The 23,871-nt window shown below is 41.2% G+C and carries 18 protein-coding genes; 4 read left to right on the top strand and 14 right to left on the bottom strand.

The window, feature by feature from the left end; translation table 11 throughout:
• From EZJ28_RS02170 to EZJ28_RS02140, 7 genes are all read right to left on the bottom strand, one after another.
• Positions 1 to 732: a DUF6090 family protein gene (locus EZJ28_RS02170; protein WP_131394391.1), complete on the bottom strand. Its 732-nt coding sequence runs from the start codon at positions 730 to 732 to the stop codon at positions 1 to 3.
• A 141-nt stretch (positions 733 to 873) separates the two neighbouring features.
• Positions 874 to 1,104, bottom strand: coding sequence for a GIY-YIG nuclease family protein (locus tag EZJ28_RS02165; protein ID WP_165499017.1), 231 nt, complete (start codon positions 1,102 to 1,104; stop codon positions 874 to 876).
• 104 nt (positions 1,105 to 1,208) lie between these two features.
• Positions 1,209 to 1,646, bottom strand: a complete 438-nt coding sequence (locus EZJ28_RS02160; RefSeq protein WP_131394389.1) for a nuclear transport factor 2 family protein — start codon at positions 1,644 to 1,646, stop codon at positions 1,209 to 1,211.
• A 5-nt stretch (positions 1,647 to 1,651) separates the two neighbouring features.
• Positions 1,652 to 4,918 (bottom strand): S41 family peptidase, encoded by a 3,267-nt coding sequence (locus tag EZJ28_RS02155; protein ID WP_131394387.1) that lies wholly within the window; start codon positions 4,916 to 4,918, stop codon positions 1,652 to 1,654.
• A 131-nt stretch (positions 4,919 to 5,049) separates the two neighbouring features.
• Complete coding sequence (locus EZJ28_RS02150; RefSeq protein WP_131394385.1) at positions 5,050 to 5,385, bottom strand: hypothetical protein; 336 nt, start codon at positions 5,383 to 5,385, stop codon at positions 5,050 to 5,052.
• Between the two features lie 212 nt (positions 5,386 to 5,597).
• Positions 5,598 to 6,485, bottom strand: coding sequence for a nuclear transport factor 2 family protein (locus EZJ28_RS02145; RefSeq protein WP_131394383.1), 888 nt, complete (start codon positions 6,483 to 6,485; stop codon positions 5,598 to 5,600).
• A gap of 32 nt (positions 6,486 to 6,517) precedes the next feature.
• On the bottom strand, positions 6,518 to 6,949 hold the full coding sequence (locus tag EZJ28_RS02140; protein WP_131394381.1) for a hypothetical protein: 432 nt from the start codon (positions 6,947 to 6,949) through the stop codon (positions 6,518 to 6,520).
• A 202-nt stretch (positions 6,950 to 7,151) separates the two neighbouring features.
• Here EZJ28_RS02140 and EZJ28_RS02135 point away from each other — a divergent pair, with 202 nt between their 5' ends.
• Positions 7,152 to 7,703: an RNA methyltransferase gene (locus EZJ28_RS02135; RefSeq protein WP_131394379.1), complete on the top strand. Its 552-nt coding sequence runs from the start codon at positions 7,152 to 7,154 to the stop codon at positions 7,701 to 7,703.
• Positions 7,704 to 7,734: 31 nt separating this feature from the next.
• Here the strand turns inward: EZJ28_RS02135 and EZJ28_RS02130 are convergent, their stop codons facing one another.
• The 5 genes from EZJ28_RS02130 to folK form a co-directional block, all read right to left on the bottom strand.
• On the bottom strand, positions 7,735 to 8,301 hold the full coding sequence (locus EZJ28_RS02130; protein ID WP_131394377.1) for a Pycsar system effector family protein: 567 nt from the start codon (positions 8,299 to 8,301) through the stop codon (positions 7,735 to 7,737).
• Between the two features lie 53 nt (positions 8,302 to 8,354).
• On the bottom strand, positions 8,355 to 10,046 hold the full coding sequence (locus EZJ28_RS02125) for an adenylate/guanylate cyclase domain-containing protein (RefSeq protein WP_131394375.1): 1,692 nt from the start codon (positions 10,044 to 10,046) through the stop codon (positions 8,355 to 8,357).
• The gene (locus EZJ28_RS02120; protein WP_242670050.1) at positions 10,043 to 10,435 is read right to left on the bottom strand and encodes a response regulator transcription factor; all 393 of its coding nucleotides are present in this window, start codon (positions 10,433 to 10,435) and stop codon (positions 10,043 to 10,045) included. The genes EZJ28_RS02125 and EZJ28_RS02120 overlap by 4 nt, the downstream gene beginning before the upstream one ends.
• A 13-nt stretch (positions 10,436 to 10,448) precedes the next feature.
• Positions 10,449 to 14,819 (bottom strand): ATP-binding protein, encoded by a 4,371-nt coding sequence (locus EZJ28_RS02115; RefSeq protein ID WP_131394372.1) that lies wholly within the window; start codon positions 14,817 to 14,819, stop codon positions 10,449 to 10,451.
• A gap of 371 nt (positions 14,820 to 15,190) precedes the next feature.
• Positions 15,191 to 16,330 (bottom strand): 2-amino-4-hydroxy-6-hydroxymethyldihydropteridine diphosphokinase, encoded by a 1,140-nt coding sequence (gene folK, locus EZJ28_RS02110; protein ID WP_131394370.1) that lies wholly within the window; start codon positions 16,328 to 16,330, stop codon positions 15,191 to 15,193.
• A gap of 155 nt (positions 16,331 to 16,485) precedes the next feature.
• Between folK and EZJ28_RS02105 the strand changes: the two genes are divergently transcribed.
• Both EZJ28_RS02105 and EZJ28_RS02100 read left to right on the top strand, forming a co-directional pair.
• Positions 16,486 to 17,142, top strand: a complete 657-nt coding sequence (locus EZJ28_RS02105) for a queuosine precursor transporter (protein ID WP_131394849.1) — start codon at positions 16,486 to 16,488, stop codon at positions 17,140 to 17,142.
• Positions 17,143 to 17,227: 85 nt separating this feature from the next.
• On the top strand, positions 17,228 to 19,912 hold the full coding sequence (locus tag EZJ28_RS02100; protein WP_131394368.1) for an AsmA family protein: 2,685 nt from the start codon (positions 17,228 to 17,230) through the stop codon (positions 19,910 to 19,912).
• 228 nt (positions 19,913 to 20,140) lie between these two features.
• Here EZJ28_RS02100 and EZJ28_RS02095 read toward each other — a convergent pair whose 3' ends face one another.
• Entirely contained in the window at positions 20,141 to 20,938 is a 798-nt protein-coding gene (locus EZJ28_RS02095; protein ID WP_131394366.1) for a DUF2797 domain-containing protein, read from the bottom strand.
• A 112-nt stretch (positions 20,939 to 21,050) separates the two neighbouring features.
• Between EZJ28_RS02095 and EZJ28_RS02090 the strand changes: the two genes are divergently transcribed.
• Complete coding sequence (locus EZJ28_RS02090; RefSeq protein ID WP_131394364.1) at positions 21,051 to 22,577, top strand: GH3 auxin-responsive promoter family protein; 1,527 nt, start codon at positions 21,051 to 21,053, stop codon at positions 22,575 to 22,577.
• A 127-nt stretch (positions 22,578 to 22,704) separates the two neighbouring features.
• Here the strand turns inward: EZJ28_RS02090 and porV are convergent, their stop codons facing one another.
• A complete protein-coding gene (gene porV, locus EZJ28_RS02085; RefSeq protein WP_165499016.1) occupies positions 22,705 to 23,868 on the bottom strand; it encodes a type IX secretion system outer membrane channel protein PorV in 1,164 nt (387 codons plus the stop codon).
• Between the last annotated feature and the right edge of the window lie 3 nt (positions 23,869 to 23,871).

Here is a 23,871-nt window from a genome sequence, read left to right as displayed (position 1 = left end):
TCAATTCTCAACTAAATACTCCTCTATATTACTCATTAGTTTTTGGGCATTTATTGCATTTTTTTTCAAAGCATTATTGTGCTCAATAGTTTTATTTTTCATTACGAACAAATGTGAAAGTACATAAGGGTCTTTATAGACCGTAATTTCCTTAGCCGATCTTACATCAAAATCGAGTTTTGTCACAAACTTCATCATTTCTAAATTTATCATTTTTGGGGCTACATCGCGAAGAAAGTCCTGAGTTGTGATCTTTATTTGATCCTGAATACCATTGAAAGCTTCGCTGGAATAATAGTGACTTATTGTTTTACGCAATTCATCTGAAGACAAGAGATTAATATTGCCTGAAGAAACCATGTTGTCAAAAGCTACGTTAGTAGGAGTGAACATATCATAATTAGTAATTATGGGCAATAAATTTGAAAAATTCTTCCCATTTTCTATGGACAAATAATAAAATGCAGAATCTATTGTCTTAAGCTTTATAGCATTCCTGCTCTGGATGTTTTCAATAGTTTGCCTGTCTTCGTTAAGATTTTCCTTAATTTCAAGTAAAAATGCTCGTTCTTTCTTCTCATTTAACCTGGCCTCATTCCAGCCGTTAATCTGCAAGGCAATCAGTATCCCAAGCACCACCAGGATGATCTCTCCAATAGCATATATTAGATATCTCGAGATTCTGTTTTCACGCAACAGACGGTGACGGATATTTCTAAAGAATTTGATCATGAATAATGTGTCTCGTTATTTGTTCATAGGCAGGAATCCATTTTCTGGTTTCTATCATTCCAATTCGTGATTTGGCCATTCCTTTGCTAAATCATTCCAGCCCTGGTTTTCTTCTTCAATTAGGTTTATTTTCCAATGGCGTTACCATTTTTTCATATTTTTCTCTCTTTTGATAGCATCATTTACATTTTGAAATGTCTCGAGGTAGACCAGTCCATTAAGGCCATATCTTTTGGTAAAGCCTTCATTAACCTGATTTTCATGCTCGAACATCCTCCTTTCCAAATCATTGGTTATGCCCATATACAGAGTGCCATGATATTTATTGGAAAGTATATACAGGTAATATTGATGAACATTTTTATATAGCATATCGATTTTTTGTGGATTCCTGCCTTCGCAGGAATGACTAAACATCGTGTGGGAAAAGTCATAGGGCCGCACCTAACATATCAATCTATAAAGATTGACTCCTACTATTCAGCCTTTTCCCTGGTTGCCTGCCAGTTTACTACTTTCCATTCTCCATTTCGTTTAATAAAAGTACCACTGTTAAGATAGCTATTCTTCTCTCCCGAATCCATATCACCCACAAGCCTGAAAGCGACTACGGCCATATCTCCGTAAACCTTTACCCGGACATCTTCGGAAGACCAGGTAATGTCGGGCCCGGAATCATCTTCCGAATTGCTTAGACCATCCATCAACTCTTTTTTCCCGAATCTTTCTCCGGAAGAACTGGTATAGATCAAGTCTTCTGCCCAGAAGCGGTCATGCATCTCTGCATCGTTCTTTCCTGCACCTTCCAGGAAATCATTTAGCAATTGAGTCAGTTCTTTCTTAGCACTCTCATCCTGGGAGTGAGAAAACTGGGGCATTGCTACTAATAGCAGGATTACAATTATTCTTTTCATAGTTCCTAGTTATTACCTCTTATTGGATAAGGTGGTGTTTCCACCTCCTTAGGCGGATTTTCTTTAAGCTGCTCCATCACTACTTCTATCGCTTTTTGCAATTGCGGGTCGTTCCCTTTGATCACTTCTTTTGGAAGCTGTTCAACTTCAATATCCGGCGGTACGCCTTCATTTTCCACTCTGAAGCCTTCTTCGGTATAGAAAGCCACATTAGGTGCGGTAACAATTCCACCATCGATAAATTCAGGGTAACCAAGTACGCCTACGAGTCCGCCCCAGGTTCTTTTTCCTATGATAGTTCCCAGGTTGAATTTCCTGAACATCCATGGCAGATAATCTCCACCTGAGCCAGCGGTCTCATCTATAAGCATCACCTTAGGCCCCTGGATGGACGCACTTGGCGACTTAAGATCCTTTCCATACCTGAAATTCCAGTATGCCTGCTGTGGTTTCTTCAGCATATCTATATAGTAGTCTGCCAGCTGTCCGCCACCATTGAATCGTTCATCAATAATCACAGCTTTTTTATCGGCCTGCGGGAAGAAATACCTCTTGAAATATTCATGACCTGCATTAGCGGTATTCGGAACATACACATAGGCTACCTGACCGTCAGTAGCTTCATTTACCTTTTTGATATTTCCTTCTATCCAGTCACGGTTCCTGAGATCCCTTTCCGATTCTACTGGAATTACTTTTTCTTTTCTGGAATTGTTCATATTAGGGCTTGAGCTCACCGTAATGGTCACGATCTTATTCGCCGTATTCTCAAAGAACTTATAAAGATTGTCGCTTGCGGTAACTTCCTTCCCGTCTACCGCCAGGATATAATCCCCTTCACTCACATTCACCCCGGGTTCGGTAAGCGGTGAACGCATTTCAGGATTCCAGTTAAGCCCGCCGTATATTTTTTTAATTCTGTAGCGACCGTTATCTACTTCATAATCGGCGCCCAGCAGGCCTCCTTTAATACTTTCGGAAGTTTCAAACTCATCTCCCCTACTGTTAAAACGATGATGTCCCACTCCCAGCTCACTGAACATCCATTCCATCACCTCGTAGAGATCGCTGCGGGTGGTCACATGGGGTAAGAACTGACTGTATTTCTCTTTCATCTGGTCCCAGTCGGCTCCATGCATCCCCGGATCATAGAAATAATCCCTGTTCACCCGCCAGGCTTCGTTAAAGATATTCTTCCATTCGGCTTTTGGATCTATCTTAATTTCAACACTTCCCAGATTCAGGGCAGGTTTATCGGGCTTTTGTCCAAGAGTGGCAATTCCTGTTTTACCCTGAACTTCATATAATACCTTTTCACCGTTAGCCGATATTTCATAACCTGAAGCCGGCATAATAAGGGTATCCTTCTTTTCCTTAAGATCATATTTTCTTAGTTCGCCGGGCTCGTTCGCATGATGTGAAAATTTCAGATAATACAACTGACCTTCCTTAGGTGCTTCCAGCCCGCGATATACTCCTGCAGAAACCGGAATATCAACTATCCTGTACTCAAGATCCTCAAAATCTATTTTCAAAGGTGGTGTGTCGGGTTCTTTATCCTCTTCTTCGGCTTTCTTCTTCTTTTTTTCCTCCTCTTCCTCTTTCTGAATAACTTCCACATCGTTCTCTTTAAAGAATGGCGAAACAACATCTTTCTGAAGTGTCACCAGGTAAAGGGAACTGCTCATTTCCATATCCTGGTTAGACTGGTCGAACCAGTTAACCACAGGACCTGCATCTGTCGAAGCGAGCATATAAAGATATTTTCCGCTGGGATCAAATTCAGGATCCATCACGTTGGAATAGCCATCTGAAACCGGGTAGGATTTATTCTGATCCAATGAATAGACAAAGGCCTGCTCAAAATTGGTCCCCGTGATTATGGTATAAGTGATCCATTTGGAATCATGCGACCAGTCACCGAATAATTCCCTGAAGACTCCGGGTGTGTACAGCACATCTGAAGCCACCTTTGTGGTGTTATTCTTATTCAAGTCATAGATATAAAGGCTTCGGCTGTTATCTACAAATGCGATCTTCTTACTATCCGGCGACCAGTGAGGATGGGCATAAAAACCAGCCCCATCAAGTTCCACTTTCTTAACCGGTTTACTCTCATTCTGGTCATATAAATGAAGGGCATACTCTCCCGATTCATCAGAAAAATAAGCTATGGTCTTGCCATCCGGTGACCAGGCAGGATATTTTTCATGCACACCCGGAGTAGCTGTGATATTTTTGGGATCGCCTTTTTCTGCAGGAAAAGTGACAATATCACCCCTGTAATCCATTACCACCCTGGCAGCGGTGGGAGACAACCCATTATCTCTTACATACTGATCTCCTTTTACAAAGCGTGGCCTTAATTCCAGAAGATCGGTAGCTATGCCCACCTTAATCTTACTGGTATTTCCATTACCAGGATCGAGCGTATGCAGGTATCCGGACTGTGAAAAGATGATCCGGCCATCTCCTGTTGAAAGGTCGGTCACCGGGAAATCTTCAAAATCTGTATGTTTTGTCACCTGTTTGGAGTCAGGGTCATAGCTGTAGATATTAAACTCGCCGTCCCTATCACTTCTGAAGTAGACCTTTCCATTCAGCCACTGAGGTTTGGAATCGTTACTTCCTCCTTCGGGTTTGGGTATTTCATTGACCTCATAGGTGTCGGTATCATAGATCCAGATCCTGGTGGCCGTTCCACCCCGGTAATTTTTCCACTGGTTGAACCTGTCTCCCAGTGGTGTGTAGGCAATATAACTTCCATCATTGTTATAGGACGCCCAGTTGGCATGTGGAATCTCTAACGGCTCCACATTACCCTTCTCGATATCTACATTATAAAGTTTTGCATAGCGATTGGTAAAAACATCTCTTTGGGAAAGAAAAAGCACCTTCTTACCGTCTGGTGTAAAATCCCGAACAATATCGGGATATGGATGCCAGGTAAGACGTTTTGGGATACCTCCTTCTGCGGGAACCACAAAGACATCAGTATTTCCGTCATATTCCGCGCTAAACGCAATGGTTTTCCCATCAGGTGAAAATACAGGATCCCGTTCCACACCCTCATCTACGGTAAGCCTTTTAGGATTTGAACCATCCCGGTTGGCCACCCAGAGGTCTTCTGCATAAATAAAAGCGATTTTTGAATCGCTTATGGCAGGCTGGAAAAGTAATCTGGTATCTTCTTTATTGATTCCCTGGTCCTGGGCAAGAGTTGAAAAAAAGCATAAAAAAGTTGTTAATCCGAGGAGTGATAGTTTTTTCATTGGTTGAAATGTTAGTTTAGCTAATCCAGGTTTAATTTACTGTTTTTTAGTAAAATTCCGAATAGACAATCGTCCGGAAAATTTTGTCTTCTTCCGATTATAACAATAACGAACCTCTGAAACCTGTAAAATCAATAGATGATATTATCCAGTATTTTATCAAGGTTGCGTTCCATCATACTAAATTGTTTATCTGAAAAGAATATGCGGTGCATTTCTTTTTTAAAGTTTTCCAACTCCTTATGCGAAAAATCGTTCACCGCGATGGCATCCTGAATTTTTTCAAGTCTTTGCTCCTCGGTATCCCTGGTAAATTCGTTATAGATCCTGTCAAAACTTTGCTCATCTACTTTTGTACTGATGAGCCTGAGCTCTTCTGGAGTCTCTTTAGAATCGACATTGGCACAAAGAAGCAGAATATAAATTTCCAGTTCTGTTCTGCTCCAGCGTTCTTTTTGTGTTTTCATTATTATGAAATTGTTTATTAGACATTTTTAAAAGGCCTGGATATTTGTCCCGGCATTTATCAAAACAGGCCAGTATGGATGGTATTCTGACCATAAAGGTCCCCACTTCTTCCAGCCTTAGCATTGCATATAAGTATTTTAATTAGAATGGATTTACTGTATTGAAGAAAAACAAGCCGGCTATCTGCCGGCTCTTAATCAGCATTTCTAAATTAATCCTGCATTACTTCAGCAATCTGCTTGGTATCTGTGTACTGCTGAAAACCTGTGATCTTTCCATTCTTCAAAGTCCAGAGATGGAGCATTTGTGAGTTCAGCGGTTTGCCGTTCTTTTTATAGGTCGCGCTGTATCTGCCTGTCACAACCACCCTGTCTGAAGCAACCGGCTGAAAATCCAGATCATTCAGCGACCAGTTATCCCATTCACCACCTAACCTGGCGAATACACCCTGGACTATAGCATCACTACCTTTATACGGATTCCCATCAGCGTAAGGAAAGTTCTCAGCTTCATTCCACACAATTTCTTCATCCATAGCCGAAGTTACACCTTCGATATTTCCGACAGAAAAATCCTTGTAAACCTGTTTGATCACACTTAGATTATCAGGATTTGAACTTGCTTCATAAGCTTCATAATATGGAGTGAGATCATAGAATCCGTACTCTTCCGCGATCTTATCATTCTGGAATTGCAATGCAAGATGTACAGGAATCCTGACGGTACTGTTATTTCCCTTTAGAGTGCCCTGCCACATTCCCCAGAAATACACCCAGGTTTTACCTTCATCATCAATGATCTGCTCATAATAAACAGGCTCATCCAGGAACTCATAACTGGAAAGCGTTGAGAGCACCTCTTTTTGACCCTCTATAAAACTCTGTGTCGTGCCGGGATTATCCCAGTTATTATGATACATCTTTGTATCTGCAGAATACTTGGATTTCCAGGTATCCCAGTCCTGATTCTCATAAGCCTCAATGAGCTTCTTGGTGGTTTCAATCAAAGGAGACTCGGTAGTAAAGCGTTCTTTAGTCTCCTGGCTCCAGGTGTTGCCTCCCAGCATAGCGAGAAGGAACAAAACAAATAAGTTTTTCATAATCGGTTTTTAATTTGATTCCCTTTTTAACTTCACTCCTTCCGGGCTAATGAATTATTCCAGGCTTCTACATAGTTAAAGAATTCGTTCATCTTAGCCATTGCTTTGTCCTGACCTCCGGCCAGCTTTGCCATTTCGTTCATCCATTTCGCGTCATTGGGAGTCATTTCGTAGTTCAGGGTTTCTATACCTTCTTCCATTTCCCAAACTACGAGCATATCATAATCTCCAGTAACAAAATGATAAACCGTTGGTGCCTCTATCCCGGCATTTTTATCGGCCTGAGCAAAATACTCCTGTATGATACCCATTGCAGGATCCTTTTTCATTGGTTTGAATTTGATATAAACCATTTGCACCCAGTTTGGATTATCATATTTTTTGGCGGTCATTTCCTGCGCATTCATAAGATGCATTCCGGAAACAACAAAGATCAGAGCTAATAATGATTTTAAACTTCTCATAATTTTAAGGTATTAGTGGTTATTAATAATCTTGTGTAATACATTAAATAGCCTAAGCCTTTTTCCGAAAGGAAAGAAATAAGTCTTCTGGGAGTCGGGGGAAATTTACGAAGCTCTAATTTAACAAAATTAAAATTAATACGCTGATGTACAGTTGATTAAAATGATCTCCCAGAACTTCATATTTTTCTATTTTTGTGCCATGAACAGGAGGAAACTTAAAAACAGTGAACTCGACCGCAAAAGTGTGGAAGAATTCAAAGAGGCAGAAAAGAGTCCTATAATTGTTATTCTTGATAATGTGCGAAGCCTGAACAATATTGGCTCGGTGTTCCGGACGGCCGACGCTTTTCTGATCAAAAAGATCTACCTCTGCGGAATTACTGCTAAACCGCCACATAAAGACATTCAAAAAACCGCGCTTGGGGCTACAGAAACGGTTAACTGGGAGTATGTTGAAAATACCCTTGAACTTATTGAGAAATTAAAAAGTGAAGGAATAAAGGTGTATTCCATTGAGCAGGCTGAAGGAGCCATAATGCTTAACGATTTTTATCCCGAACCCGATGAAGTCTGTGCCGTGATCTTTGGGAATGAGGTCAAGGGTGTACAACAGAAAGTGGTCTCGGCCAGTGACGGAGTCATAGAAATACCTCAACTGGGAAGTAAACATTCACTGAATATTTCTGTAAGTACGGGAGTGGTACTCTGGGATCTTTTCTCCAAGATAACCGCAATTTCTAAAAGCTCCTGATTTTAAGAAACTAAGTATTCCTTCCGGATTCTTAAACTGAAGAGAAAATGGAATAGATATAACTTAAACTCCCCGCCATAAGCATGACCAGGCCAAGGCCTAAAAATCGAAGCGACCTGTTCACACTCCTGAATTTATAACCTGAGATCTTGGAAATAACGAATATTTGCTGCCCTAACTGGTCAAACAATTCTTCCTCATTCAAACTTATTTCATAAAAGGTGCGCGAAAACTCTTTTATCGTACCGAATTTAGAAACCACATCTCCGAAGAAAAATATGTTCTTATCATATTTTTCCTCGATCCTTGGCATAAAACATCGAATACTGAAATAGATTGAAATCACAGTACAAACTAACCATGAGGCCGCGAAGAAATTAAAAATAAGGCTATGGGAAGTTTCCGCAAGAACCGAATCAATATGCTGAAAAATAAAATTCAGGAGTATCCCGTAAAAGGATAAAATGAGTCCTGCTTTAAGTTCTGAGGCTTTGATAAGACTGAAAACATAATTTATACTTCCCCAATAATGATCAACAAAATCTTCGGTATGTGCGGCTTTGATATGTTCAGGTCTGGATTTAAAGGATTTTTCCATATTTCAAAATTTAAGTGGTTTCAAAATCTGTTTGAGAATATCCAGCCGAGTTATCACTTCTTATCCATGGCTACAACACCTTTCCAGTCATCTTCTATCTCCTGAGTGATAAGTTGAGCCGCCCTGTTAAGGAATAGTTTGGCGGTATAATCTTCTTTATGCTGCTTTAGAACCTCCTGAAAGGTGACAGCTGCCATGGCGAATTCCTTCTTAAAGAAAAGATCCATTCCGCGCTCAAAAACATTCATGCTAACGAGCTTATGCTCCAGCAGACTTTTCTCATCCCCATCTATACATTCATACAGATCTATGGTATGTTCCTTTCCCTTCACCTTTACCGGGCCCAAGTACCTGAAATTAAACTCGGAAGCATCTGTAAGATCATCGAGGCAGTTTTTGGTAAGCAGGATGGAAGTCCCGTAAAATTTCGAAAGACCTTCTATACGAGCGGCTGTATTAACGGTATCAGATATAATGGCAGCATCCATTCGCAATACATCACCGGTAATCCCCATAATAAGCTTCCCATTCTGCATTCCCACTCCCATCTTTACGGGAGTCCGGTTCTTCGATATCCTTTCACAATTATATTCTTTCAATGCTTCCTGCATCTGCACCGAAGCCCTGAGCGCATATTGGGCTCCTTTCGGAAACAGTGCCATGAATCCGTCTCCCAGATATTGCATAATCAACCCCTCGTTAGCACGAACAATGGGACCCATTCGCTTGTTAAAAGAATTGATAAAAAAGAAATTCTCTTTTGGAGCCATGCTTTCTGATAGCGTGGTGAATTCTCTGATATCAACAAACATGACCGTGACCTCCCGTTCTACCTGGTCACCCAATTCCACTTCAGTGATTCTTTCCTTACCCAGGGATTTTATGAATTCATGCGGAACGAATTTCTGACTGGCTTCATGGATGATCCTTATGGCTTCTTCCCTTTCCCTGGCTTCACGCAGTCCTTTTTGATACAGCTGGGCACTCTCTATAGCTCCTGCAGACTGGATGGCTATGGTAGTTAATAATTTTAGCTCGGCCGCCGTAAATTCCTTTTCATTTTCATGACCCAGGATCACCAGGCCCAGGCTTCGGTGTTTTACCTTTAAAGGAGCGAACATAACCGATTTAAGATGATTGAGTGCGGGATTAAGGGCCACCAGTTTGGAGGGCACTATGGCTGCTGTACCTCTTGAAATTAATCCTTTAAGAATATTCTGCTGTCCGGGTACAGACTGCTTGTTAGGATTCTCACCGAAAGAAGCAAGTTCTATCACCTCATCCTCTTCAGTATCCAAAAGAAAAAAGCTCCCGTGAGTAGTATCAATTATCTGGGAAGCTTCTTTAAGCGCAGTTTCGGCAATGGAGATATCATCAATTTTTTCTGATATCATCGCGCTGAAATTATAGATCATATTGATCTCACGATATAATCCTAAAACTTCAGATCCTATACGTTTTTTTTCAAATTCCTTTTTTACAAGACTTTTTATGAGATCTGCAACGATCTTTCCTTCTGAAGAATCACAAATGATCTTACCATACTCACAGGCATCCTCTTCCAGAATGAACTCAAAGTCACCATCTAATTCTTCCCCACAGATCAGCGATCCATTCGCACGAACCGAAAAACGGATATTAAGACCAGCAGTTATTGTTTCCAGCAAGTGTATGCTTGCTGAATCCCGGGTCACAAGACTTTTTAAAATCCTGGAAAGTATTAACTGATCTCCGTTCCTGGTCATTTCACTCCTATAAGAATTTCGGTCGCGACATCCAGCATTTCATCGGGATCAAAAGGTTTTGTCATATACCGGTCGGCTCCCATATCAAGACCATTCTGCCGGTCCACCTCCTGCCCTTTGGCAGTGAGGAGAATGATATACACCTCATGCAGCCCAAGCTCTTTTTTAACTTTCTGGCAGACTTCCATGCCATTTAGTTTAGGCATCATAACATCCAGAAATACAAGGTCTGGTTTCTCATTTTTGATCAGTTCCAGGGCATCCTGCCCGTTCTCCGCAAAGAACATCTCCACACCTTCATCTTCCAGCTCTTCCAGCGTTTGCTCAATTAGCATCCGGATGTGAGCCTCATCATCTACGATCAATAATTTTTTGTTCATGTTGGTCATTCTGTTATGGTTTTTATTCATAAATGAAAAACATCACGTTCTCCATGCCTTTTTGAAGTTTTATATCTTTTATGATCTTCTGGTCCCCATTGTACACTGAATTCAGCATAATAATATCGGGTTGGGCTTCAGTCGCCGATTCATATAAATTATCTCCATTGCTGTTCATCACCTTGTAGCCCCGGGCGGTGAGCACTTCAGATAATGAATTCACGGCCGAAGCATCTTCGTCCACCACCAGCACCTTCTTTTTAGAAACCCCCTGCTCCAGCAATACATCCACTTCGTGGAAAAGCTCTTCGGTATTTATCGGTTTTGTAAGATATCTGTCTACGCCGATCTTTAATCCTCTTTCCTTATCCTGAACTATAGACAGAATGATGATTGGGATATCCATGGTCGCAGGATCATTTTTAAGAACCGCGGCAACATCAAAGCCATTGATCTCTGGCATCATAACATCCAGGATTATCAGGTCTGGCTTGGAATTCCGCACCATATCAAGCGCTAATTTTCCATCAGCTGCTTCCTGGACCTGATATCCGGCCTCAGAGAGTTCCTGGCGTAACAGAGAGCGTATGGGAGTTGCGTCGTCTACTACAAGAATGGTCGGGGCTTTTTTGGGATCGCCATTCTGTGAGTGAGTGATCTGCTTTTTAAGACTGGTTATGATCCTATCCAGTTGTACGGGTTGGTTTTCAGCATTCTTACTGAGAACAGGAATGGAAAAATAGAATGTACTTCCCACACCAGGCTCACTGGTCATCCAGATTATCCCTCCATGGTGTTCAATGATCTCACGGCATATAGGAAGTCCCAGGCCTGTACCTTTTGGTTTATCGGTAAGCGTATCGCCTGCCTGCCTGAACTTTTCAAACACCTTATAATGATCTTCTTCAGCTATCCCAATCCCGGTATCCTGAACCTCCACGATGATCTGGTCTTTCTCCTGATAGGCTTTTATCTCCACTTTGCCATTATCGGTGAATTTTACCGCATTCGAGATCAAATTTATCACCACCTGGATAAGTTTATCCTCGTCGGCATTGACAAGTGGCAGGTTTGACGGGATCTTCTTTTTAAGTTTTAGGCCTTTCTGATCGAATAATGACTGAGTGCTCGCAATGGCTCTGCTTATGGCATCCTGGAGGAATATAGGTTTCATATTCCATTCCATTTTCCCGGATTCAATCTTGGCCAGGTCCAGCACATCGTTGATAAGCGTGGTTAAACGTTCTCCCTCTGAAACCACTACATTCAGGTTCTCACTTACCTGTTTCATCACGCGTTTGATCTTCTGATCTTCAATATTTACAGCAGGGAATATTTTATCTTCCAGGCGCTTTCTAATTATCTTGGCAAAGCCAAGCACCGAAGTAAGCGGGGTTCTCAATTCATGACTAACGGTAGAAAGAAAAGCGCTTTTCGCTTCATTGGCTTCCTCTGCTTTTAACTTGGCCAGTCTTGCCTCTTCATACAATTCGGCGTTATGCAGCGCTATTCCCACATTAATGGCAATGGTATTGAGTAAACGTTTGTCCTCCTCATTAAACCTGCTTTCCATTTCTGTGCTCTGCACACTTAGCACTCCTATTATCTTATCTTCGGAAGGGATTGGAACCCCCAGATAGGAGATCGCAGGCTTGCCGGATTGCTGCACACCCATTTTTTCGTATTCCGCATCAATGTCCTTGTCTTTATTAATCAATAAGGGTTCTCCGGTAGTGATGATCTTGGAAGTAAGTCCGTGTCCAAACTTCTGCGGGGATATGGTATCTCCATCCTGATAAGGGAAGTTGATGATATTATTCTCTTTGTCAACTAATGCCAGGTAGGTAATATCTGAATTGAAGAGCTTTTTCATTTCATCACCCACCCGCTGGATGAGTTCATTGAGTTTCAGCTTTTCGGTAAGGGCCTGGCTTACATGGTTAACAGTTGCCAGCTCATTCATTCTTTTTTGAACTTCTATGGTTCTCTCTTCTACGTTTTTTTCGAGGATCTTCTGGCGCTCTCTTAATATGCCTGTTCTTGTCCTTACTATCATATAAACCAGGGCAACAGCCAATAGAATATAGATGAGATAGGCCCACCAGCTAAGGTACCACGGGGTAAGTACCTGGAACGATGCTTCAGCTACTTCTGACTCCTGCCCTGTAATGCTTTTTGATTTTACTTTAAATGTATAATCACCCGGAGCAAGGTTCACATATTCCCTGCTGGTTTGTTTGGTCCAGTTCGACCATTTCTGATCATCCAGCCCTTCCAGTAAAGTGCTGTATTCAACATTCTCCTGACCATCAAAAACAGGAGCTGCATAATTAAAAGTAATGGTATTATTAGATGGTTCCAGCTTTAATTTTCCAGGCAGATTACCGGCACCTCCGTACAAGAGTGAATCTCCCGCGATACTTATTTTTCTAATTTGAGTACTAAACTCAGGAATTTCCGGATTTTTCATTTCTCCTTCATACCTAACCAAACCATCAAAACCTCCAAACCAAACTACCAGACTTCCATCTGGTTTCTTTTTTTCTATTATGGCACTGGTTAAGAGAGTACGATTAATCTCTTTAAAAATATCAGGATTGATTTTAGGCTTTCCGTTTTCTTCTTCCTCTAATACTATTGTGCCTTTTCCAAAATTAGCAATCCTAAGATTTTCTACCTCTACTGAAAAACTATAATCCTCCAACCTCTGAGGCTGGATCCAGTCTGTCCAAAACGTATTGGTTTCTACAAAACGCTCATTTCCCTCATCAAAAGCAAAAGATCTATTCTCTGTTAAAAAGAATACCGAATTTTCCTCATTGAATATCCAGATCCGATCATTAGGAAGGCCATGGGATGTGTTATAGGTTTTTATCTCCGAAGTCTTTAAATCTAGCCTTCCATCTATATAATTAGGAAATATTCTTTGAACCACCCCCAGTTCGAGACTTTCCATCCATATAAAATCTTTAAAGCTTTCCAGGCTTATAATATTATCAACAGGAATTAAAGATTCCTCCCTTAACTGGTCCTTTTCCTCATCAAAATAGAATGAGTAAAGCTCATTAGACATAGTTAAGGCAAACAGCCTATTAGGATCTGTAGTGTCAGTATAAATATTAAATACCCTAAAATTATAATTACGATTCTTTCTAATGTAATCGAAGCTTTCACCTTTTAACTCGATTATACCCATATCATTACTACTTGCATATAACCTACCCTTTATCTCAAGAAACTTAAAAACCTGCCCAGTAGTACCTTCCATGACATGGAATGTGCCAGATTTCAGATTTGAATAGACGATGCCCGCATTGGTTCCGAGATAAAGTATCCCATCCTTTTTTGCCATAGACAGTATCCCTGCTGTATTTATTTGGCTTACTGAATCAAAATAGGTATAGGGAGAAGAGAGGTCAACACTGGCAATACCACTATTTGTTGCCATCCATAAAAGATTTCTGGAATCCACATATACATATCGTATTGATTCGTTGAGAATACCATTATCACGGTTATAAACCTGGACTAAATTCCCTTTTTTATCAAGTAAGTATGCTCCTTGTGCCTGGGTATTGATCACAAATTTGTTTCCGGACACTACAGCTCCTGGCAGGTATAAGGAATTCTTTGCAAGCTCGTCGATTTCAGTTTTAAATGGTTCAAAAGTCTTCCCGTCATACAGATAAAAGCCTTCCTCCAGAACACCCAAAAGCAAGGTTTCATCATCATAAGGTAGTATTTGGTAAATACGCGTATTGGCAAAACGTTCCCCACCGGGCACCAGTTCAAATCTACCATCATTAAGAACACACAGACCCCGGCCCCAGATACGGCAATAGAATTTATCATTTACTATCGCGGTAACATGCATTTCCTCTTCTGTAGAGACCACCTCCATATCTGAGCCATCCCAGATAAATATTTCATGATCTGAAGTAAAGTAAATATTATTGTCTAACTGATATACCTCCCAGATCTCACGAAATTCTCTGTATTCTTCAGGAATTTCATTTTTCAGGGATTTTTTTTTATAATTACCTATAGGATCAGGTATCAGAACTCCCAAATCACCTCCTCCTCCCCAATAAATATTTCCGTTATAAACCTCTACAGTCCTGGGGGTTAAACCATTGTCAATTATTAAATTCCGCCAGTTTACACCATCGAATTCCAGGATTCCCGATTCATTAGCAAAATACATCAGGCCATTATCTCCCTCTGTAATCCACCAACTAGCCGGGTTGCCATTAAATTCCTGGTAGGTATAGTTAGTAATCCTTGGGCTGCCAGAATTTTCCTGGGAATAGTAAGGGCTAAGCAAGGGGAAAAACAACAGGAAGACAATAAGTAAAGAGTGCTTCCCGCAATTAGCCGGATAGTTGCGTACCATAGGAGATAAATTGAATTTATATTAACAGGCGAACCTGCATACTATTTAATTCTATACATTCAATCCATTGAAATCCCGGGGCTCAAAATTCAATGTTATTATTCTAAAAAAGTGTAACCAAAACTCTTTCACGGCTCATACCTAAGACATTGAAAGACTTCAATGCAAAAAGCATCTCAAAACACAAAAAGTTGAAAGAGTTCTGTAATTAGGTAGGGTTCAATCAATTACAATCTAAATGTAGGAAAATATTTTTAAACACAAAGTTTTTTAAGAAAATCACTTCAATACCATTAACTAAAAGGTTAAATAGCTGAAAGGAACACTTATCAATTTAGAATTGAATGGAGATTACAATAATTGAGGATGAACTAATCCTGTGTGGCCTTATCTATTTCTTCCAGAAGATAGAGATAATCCTTCCTGTTCGATACAAAGTCAAGTCCGGAAATATCTATCACCTGAACCTTCATATTGCTTTGTGATTTAATGAAGTTAAGATAGCTCTTATTGATCTCCACAAGATAGTCCGGCTGAATGTTCTGCTCGTATTCACGGCCTCTCTTCTTTATATTCTCGAGCAATCTCTCGGTATTCTGATACAGATAGATATATAATTCGGGTTTCACCAGTTCCTTGTACATCAGATGAAAAAGTTTATGGTAAAGTGAATATTCATCTTCATGAAGAGTGATGCGTGCAAAGATGAGCGACTTGAACACGTCATAATCTGAGATCACAAAATCTTTGAAAAGATCATACTGCGCCAGATCATCGGATAACTGCTGGTACCGATCGGCAAGGAAAGACATCTCGAGCGGAAAGGCGTAGCGATCCTTATTTTCATAGAATTTAGGAAGAAACGGATTATCCTTGAATCGTTCCAATACCAGTTTCGCATTGAAGTCTTGCGAGATCATCGTGGAGAAACTGGTCTTCCCGGCCCCGATATTACCTTCTACGGCAATGTAGTTGCACGCAGGAAACTGGTAGCTCTTTTGCGGTTTTTCCAGTTTAACTCCGGCTACCGAAATAGAAGTATCATCCGTCGTTTCCCTAAGTAACTGGGCAATTTTTTTATTAAGTACGGGATGTTTCTCTGAAGAAGCTATATCGTTCAAGGGTTTTAAAACAAACATCCTTTCAGGAATTCCGGGATGAGGGATCTTTAATCGGGAAGTTTCAATTACGCCATCTTCCAATAAAAGAATATCCAGATCTATGGTCCTGTCCTGATAACTTTTAGTATCAGATCGCTGTCTGCCCAGTTCAGTTTCTATCTGTAAGAGATGATCAAGTATCGCTTCGGGCTTAAGCCTGGTAGAGACCGAAACACAGGCATTCAAAAAGGCATTCCCATCAAATCCCCACGCAGGCGTTTCATAAACTTTTGAAATATCCTGGATCCAGCCTATATTTTCATGGATTTTCTCCAGGGCTTTTTGCATATATCCGGGACGGTCACCAAGGTTACTTCCCAGCGCTAATATTACTGTTCTAGGGGATTTCAAAGCGAATTAAGAAAATTTTAATAGGTAGATCCAAATAATTTCACAGCAAATTAAGCAAAACAAAAGCACATACCCTTAATTTTGTTAATAGACTTTAATAAAAAAATTTGGCCGAATTTTACCTGAAAGACAAACTAAGGGCTCAGAAAATTTACATGATCCTTGGTGCCTTATTTATCGCTTCCCTGGTTGCATCGAACCTGATCTTTCAAAAGTTTTTTTACTGGGATTTTTTCGGATTACACACTTTTGAGATTTCAGTGGGAATCTTACCATATCCGGTAACCTTCCTTATCACCGATATAATCAGCGAAGTGTACGGGAAGAAAAAAGCGAACCTGGTGGTAACCTCCGGCATCTTCGCATCGTTCTTTTCCTTACTGATTGTATATCTGGCTGATGCTGTTCCGGCAACGTCATGGTCGCCCATAGATAATTCCTTGTTCGAAAAGGTCTTTGGGGCTACGGCCATCGCGGTACTCGCCTCCATGATAGCCTATCTGCTGGCACAATATGTAGATATACAGCTCTTTCATTTCTGGAAGAGACTAACAAAGGGCAGGCATCTGTGGCTTAGGAATAACTTTTCTACCTTCCTGTCACAGTTCGTGGATACCTTTTCGGTCCTGTTTTTGCTTTGTTCTTTTGGAAAGATAGACTGGGAGCTGTTTGGCGGACTGCTTTTTAGCGGATTTTTGTTCAAAGTTCTGATCGCCGCAATGGATACCCCCTTTCTATATGCAGCGGTGTACGGATTAAGAAGACTATTTGATCTTAAACCTGCAGAAGAATTAACTTTTGAAAAAGTGTGAATGTAGCCTCGAGGCTATTATAAAATATTTGGCCGTATGTAAGCCAATCACATTTAAAGGATAAAGAATCAATCTTTTAAGCATTATGAAAAAAGCTTTAAAAATTATCGGATTTATATTGCTCACTATCGTCATCTTACTTTTAGTGACACCTTTTGTGTTTGAATCTCAGCTAAAAGACCTGGTCAAAAAGACCATGAATGACAACCTGAATGCGCAGGTAGATTTTGAAGATATAGACCTAAGCATGTTCCGGAGTTTTCCAAAGGCAACTTTGGTGATAGAGGATCTTAGCATTATAAACAATGAACCATTTAAGGGAGATACCCTGGCTGTGGCCGAAGAGGTAAGCCTTGAAATGTCTGTCTGGGAACTTTTTAAAAGCAGTGAAGAGCCGAAGCGTGTAGATGAACTGAAGATGGATAATGCCCTGGTCAATATCAAAGTGGATTCGCTGGGCAACAATAATTACGATATCGCAATAGAAGATACCACGACGACTTCATCAAATAGTCGGCCATTCAGCCTTGACCTCAAACATTACGAGATCTCTAATTCCAGGGTAAAATATCTGGACGAAAAAGGAAAGATCGCTTTGGATATTGAAAACCTGAACCATGAAGGCACAGGTGATTTCTCCCTGGAGGAATCGGAACTCGATACCTATTCTGAAGCCCTGGTGTCCCTGGATTATGACGGAGTGAATTACCTGAAACAGCATAACGTGAGTTTAGACGCTGTATTTCTGATGAATCTGGAAACCCTGAAGTATACATTTCGGGAAAATGAAGCCAGGATCAATCAGCTTCCGTTAACATTTGACGGCTATGTACAGGTAAATGAAGAAGATACCGAGATGGATCTGAGTTTTAAGACTCCATCTTCAGATTTCAAAAACTTCCTTGCCATTATTCCTCAAACCTACGCGAAGAATATCGAAAATGTGGAAACCAACGGGAATTTTGTGGTAAACGGAAGGATCTTCGGAAAAGCAGACGACACCTATATTCCGAAAATGGACATAAAGATCACCTCTTCTGACGCATCCTTTAAATATCCCGATCTTCCCAAAAGTGTTCAGGACATAAGCCTGGATATGGAAGTGATGAATGATAGCGGACTGGCAGAAGAAACTTACATCAATATAAATAACGCAACCTTCCGTATAGACCAGGACAGGTTCACCACCAAAGGAAAGCTCAGCAATATCACAGAGAATATGCTGGTAGATCTTGATGTAGACGGCACCGTTAACCTTGCAAATATAAGCAAGGCCTATCCGCTGGAACTTGAGCAGGACCTGAACGGAATCCTAACCGCCGATGTTCAGACTTCTTTCGATATGAATTCCATCGAAAAGGAACAGTATGAGAATGTAAAAAGCAGCGGAACTGCGTCTATCAGAAATTTCAGTTATGTATCGCCCGAAATTCCCAATGAAGTAAAGATCGCTAATGCCAATATGAGCTTCAACCAGGGGAATGTGCGTATTCCGGAATTAAAACTTACCACCGGTCAAAGCGATCTTACCGCTTCCGGATCTCTGGAAAATCTGATTGGTTTTCTGTTTACCGATCAGCAACTCAAAGGTAGTTTCAACGTAAGATCCAATACCTTTTCGGTTAATGATTTTAAAGTCGCCGAAACTGAAGAGTTAACCACAAAGAATGAAGACGGTACTGAAAAGACCGTAGCTAAAACTACAGGAAAAGAAGCGGTAAAGATCCCTTCATTCCTTGACGTAGAACTGAATTTCGATGCCAACACCGTTATTTATGACAATCTGGAACTGAAGAATGCCAGAGGTGTGCTCGTACTGAGAGATGAGACCGCCAGACTTGAAAATATCACGACCAATATCTTTAACGGAAGTATTGGCCTGGACGGAATGGTCTCTACCAAAAACCCTACTCCGATTTTCGAGATAAAACTGGACCTGAATTCACTGGATATAGCTTCTTCATTTAATGGTCTTGAACTTATGCAGAATCTTGCGCCACTTGCCCGGGCACTTGAGGGAAAACTTCAGTCTTCGCTCACCTTAAAAGGAAACTTGAATGAAGACCTTACCCCACAGCTGGCCAGTGTGGCCGGGGACGCCCTTGCACAAATACTTACTGCAGAGTTGAATCCGGAAAAGGCCGAACTACTTGCAAAGCTGGACGGTCAACTGGGCTTTCTTGATTTTAGCAAACTGGATCTAAGTAAACTCAAAACCCATCTTACCTTCAGAGACGGAATGGTGGAAATAGAACCTTTTGATTTTAACATAAAAGACATCAAGTTTCAGATTTCAGGAAGCCATGGTTTTGATATGTCTATGGATTATAATCTGGTACTGGATGTTCCTGCGCGTTACCTGGGATCGGAAGTTGGTGGTGCACTTGGTAAATTAAGTGGAGAGGATATTCAGAATATGACCGTAGCGCTACCTATAGGAATAACAGGTAATTTTCAGAATCCTGATGTAAAACTGAATATGCAACAGGCGGTGAACAATCTCACTCAAAAAGTGATGGAACAGCAAAAAAGAAACCTTGAAGACAAGGCCGTTGAGGCCATCAATGATATCCTGAAAGGAAAGAGAGATCCCAATGAACCTTTCGTTAAAGATTCCACTAAAACGGACACTAGCAAAACCAATATTCCAACTAAAAGAGATTCGGTAAGCAGATCTCAGCAGGAAGAGGTAAAGAAAGCGGCAAAGGATATTCTGGGTGGACTCCTGAAGACCACTCAAAAGAAAACGGATACCACAAAGAATAATTAGCAGAACACACTTAGACAGGCTGAGTGGTATTCTCTTTTACTCGAATACTTCAGCCTTGGTAAGGACAGGTTTTGTCGAGAAGTGAGAGCTATTGGTGTGGGATGCTGAAACAAGTTCAGCATGACGTATACCAAACTTCGACAGGCTCAGTGCGTCACCCTGAACTCCTTCCAGGGTCTACGTTGATGCTGGAATAAATTCAGCTTGACGAGCTAAACAATATAATTATCAAACTAAAATTTTCAACTCCACAACAAATCCCTCGTGACCCCTGACATTAAATACGGTTCCGTCTTCAAATAAAAGATACTGCCCCTTAATCCCAATCAGAACCCCTTCATAAAAAGGTGATTTTCCAAGGTTTAGTGTCTTTATCTTTTTTGGGAATTCCTTTACCGGGAATTTTATCTCGGTTTCCTTATTGCTTGCCAGATAGTACTCTTTAGCCTCTTCTGGGATATAATCCTTAAGGCCTTCCCTAACCTCGGCCAGGTCAAGATCCAGCACCTCATTGGTCAGCATTTTGCGCCAGTTGGTCTTATCAGAAACGTGATCCTTTAAAGCGACTTCGGTAATCCCGGCGAGATATCGGTTTGGAACTTCAACAATTTCGATTGCCTCATGAGCACCCTGGTCGATCCATCGGGTAGGGATCTGGTTTTTACGCGTCACTCCCACTTTTACATCGCTGGAATTTGCTAGATATACCACATGAGGCTGTAGTTGTGCCCTTTTTTCAAATTCCAGATCACGGTCTTCCTCCCCAAGATGTGCTTTACTCAGTTCGGGGTTTATCACCCAGTCACCGGCCTGGGGTATGGAGTTGAAACAGTCATAGCAATAACCCTGACGAAAGATCTTCTTCTCCATTCCACAGCTTAGACACTGGAATTTAAGGAAATTGATACTTAATTTTTTCCCAATTGCCTGGTTAAGATTTATAAAGTCATTTTCCCAAACAAGGTAATACTGAACAACATCTGTAATTTCAGTTCTCATTTTGGTTAGAACACCCTCGTATCTCATTTATTTTTTTATTTTAAGGCTAACTGATTTTTTTGCAGGCTTCGAAGTTTAGATTATTTTTAACCCAATAACCTACGCCTTCAGAATATAAGCGTTAAAGATAAGAAGAATAATGCCAATTCCGTTAGTCAACTCTATAGCATCCTGGTTCCTGAAGAAGCGCATTCATCAGATGGAATTATTTATCAAATACCCCCATGATGTTCAGAAAGAGCTGCTTAAGGATCTTCTTACGAAGGCGAAGAACACCGAATTCGGGAAACGTTTTAAATTTGAGGAAATAGATTCTTACGAAACTTTCCGGGAAAGAGTTCCTATTCAGAAATATGAAGATTATCAGGGCGTAATTGAACGTAGCCGAAGGGGAGAGACCAATATCTTCTGGCCCACCCCTATAAGATGGTTCGCTAAATCCAGTGGGACCACTAGTGCAAAAAGCAAATTTATACCCGTAAGCCAGGATTCACTGGAAGACTGCCATTATGCGGCGGGAAAAGACCTTTTGTGCATCTATTTAAATAACAATCCGCAATCCCAGTTATTTACAGGAAAAAGCCTGCGACTGGGAGGAAGCAAGGAGATCTACAGGGAGAACGGTACATCTTATGGCGATCTTTCTGCCATTCTAATAGACAATATGCCATTCTGGGCTGAATTCAGCAGTACGCCCAGCAATGAAGTTTCCCTTATGCATGACTGGGAATATAAAATGCAGGCAATTGTAGATGAAACCGTAAAGGAAAATGTAACCAGTTTGGCGGGAGTTCCCAGCTGGATGCTGGTATTACTGAACAACGTACTGGAAACGAAGGAAAAAGAAGAACTATTTGAGGTATGGCCGAATCTAGAGGTCTATTTTCATGGAGGCGTTAGCTTTCAGCCTTATGCTTCGCAATATCAGAAGATACTTCCTAAAGAAAATTTCAGGTATTATGAGATCTATAATGCGTCAGAAGGATTTTTTGCCTGTCAGGATCAAAACGATACCAAAGACATGCTATTGATGCTGGACTACGGAATTTTCTACGAGTTCATTCCTATGGAGGAATATGGTTCAGAAGAAGAAAAAGCTATTCCGCTTAGCGAAGTGGAAACAGGGAAAAATTATGCCGTGGTAATCACTACTAACGCCGGACTTTGGCGTTATAAGATCGGTGATACGGTAAGATTTACAGATACAAACCCATACAGAATAAGGGTTTCTGGCCGAACCAAGCATCACATAAATGTATTTGGTGAAGAGCTTATCATCGAGAATGCTGAAGCCGCATTAAAGAAAGTCTCCCTGGTGACCAACTGCGAGATAGTAGATTATACGGCTGCTCCTGTTTTTATGGAAGGAAAAGAAAAAGGGGCCCATGAATGGATGATAGAATTCAAGACCCCTCCCCGGGATTTTGATAATTTCAAATATCAGCTGGATCGTGCTCTTCAGGAAGTGAACAGCGATTATGAAGCCAAACGCTATAACAATATGACCTTAAGGATGCCTACCGTGCATATGGCCCGAAAGGATCTTTTCTATGAATGGCTGAAAAAACACAATAAGGTAGGTGGCCAGCACAAGGTTCCCCGACTTTCAAATTCAAGAAGCTATCTTCAGGAATTACTAGAAATGAATTCGCTCAGAGTATCTTAAATACTCTTGGATATACACAAAAAACCTCACAGGTTTTGGAAACCCGTGAGGTTTAGAAAATTTTTCCCATAAACAAAAACGCCCTTTCTTGAAGGGCGTTTTTTTCATTAATGAATTGCTTAGTTTTTTATAAAGAGCTTACCGAATTAGTTTGTGTATTCCTTCCGGAAGCATCCAGATTAAAGCTTAAGGAGAACTTTATCACCTTATCCTGACTACTCATGATACTACTGGCCACAGGCAGCTGATAGGCAAAATCGAACATAAAACGATCATATCTCAATCCCGCGCCGAGGCTCATATGGTTCTTAAATCCTTTCTCCCTGCTCTGAGTAATATAACCGGTACGGAACGTGAAGGTATCGTTGAAATTGATCTCCGATCCAAGCGAGAAGATCACCTCTTTCATCTCTTCCGAAAAACCATCGGGAGCATCCCCAAAAGATGAGAACCAACCTCCCGCAGCGCTATCGTCTGGAAGGTTACGCTGATCATCGGTAGCAGGTACCAGAAACTTCAGTGCCTCTCCGTAGAAAGATAACATATCATTCCTGCCCATCGCAATATGATATCCTCCTCCTACTTTCAGAGAAGTTGGAAGCGGATAATCAAAACCTTCCTCATCGGCATACTTAAGCTTGGAACCCAGGTTCTTTAAGTTAAAACCCATGGTCCATTTATTAATGTGCTGATCTAATGAAGCCGAGGTATAATACGCGGACACATCAGCCGCCACAGCATTGCCCGTTTGTAGCTGCACATCATCATTGCCCTGATTCGTTGCAATATCTGATCGGATATAACGACCCGTAACCGACATCCCGAAATTATCATTCAGCTTAAGGCTGTAAGAGAGGTCCAGCGCCATTTCATTTGGCCTGTAGCTTCCCTGGTTGATAATACTATTACCCATTTCTTCTTCCACCTGCACCTCTCCAAAGCTGAAGTAGGTCAGGGAGCCGCTTAAGGCCGAGCGTTCATTCAGCATTTGATAGTAAGCCGCATTGGCATGGAACATATCATTAGCATAACCTATAAACTGCGGAATATAAGATAAACCTATCCCCCTGGAGCTCTCTCCTGCATACAGGAATTTTGCAGGGTTATGGAACTGGGAGTAGGCATCGGGTAAGGTAGCTACTCCGCTCTCTCCCATCCCGCCTGCCCTGGCGTCCGGGACTATCTGCAGGAAGGGAGCCCCCGTGATCACGGGGCGCACCAGTTCCTGACTCGTTGCTATAAGGCCTGAAAATAAGGTGACCAGACCGAAAAATATATTCTTAGTTTTCATATT

The organism is Gramella sp. KN1008, from assembly GCF_004332155.1.
In the GTDB taxonomy this organism is placed as follows: Bacteria; Bacteroidota; Bacteroidia; order Flavobacteriales; family Flavobacteriaceae; genus Christiangramia.
The sequence above is the reverse complement of the archived record's forward strand: the minus strand, read 5'-3'. Positions and strand labels throughout refer to the sequence as shown.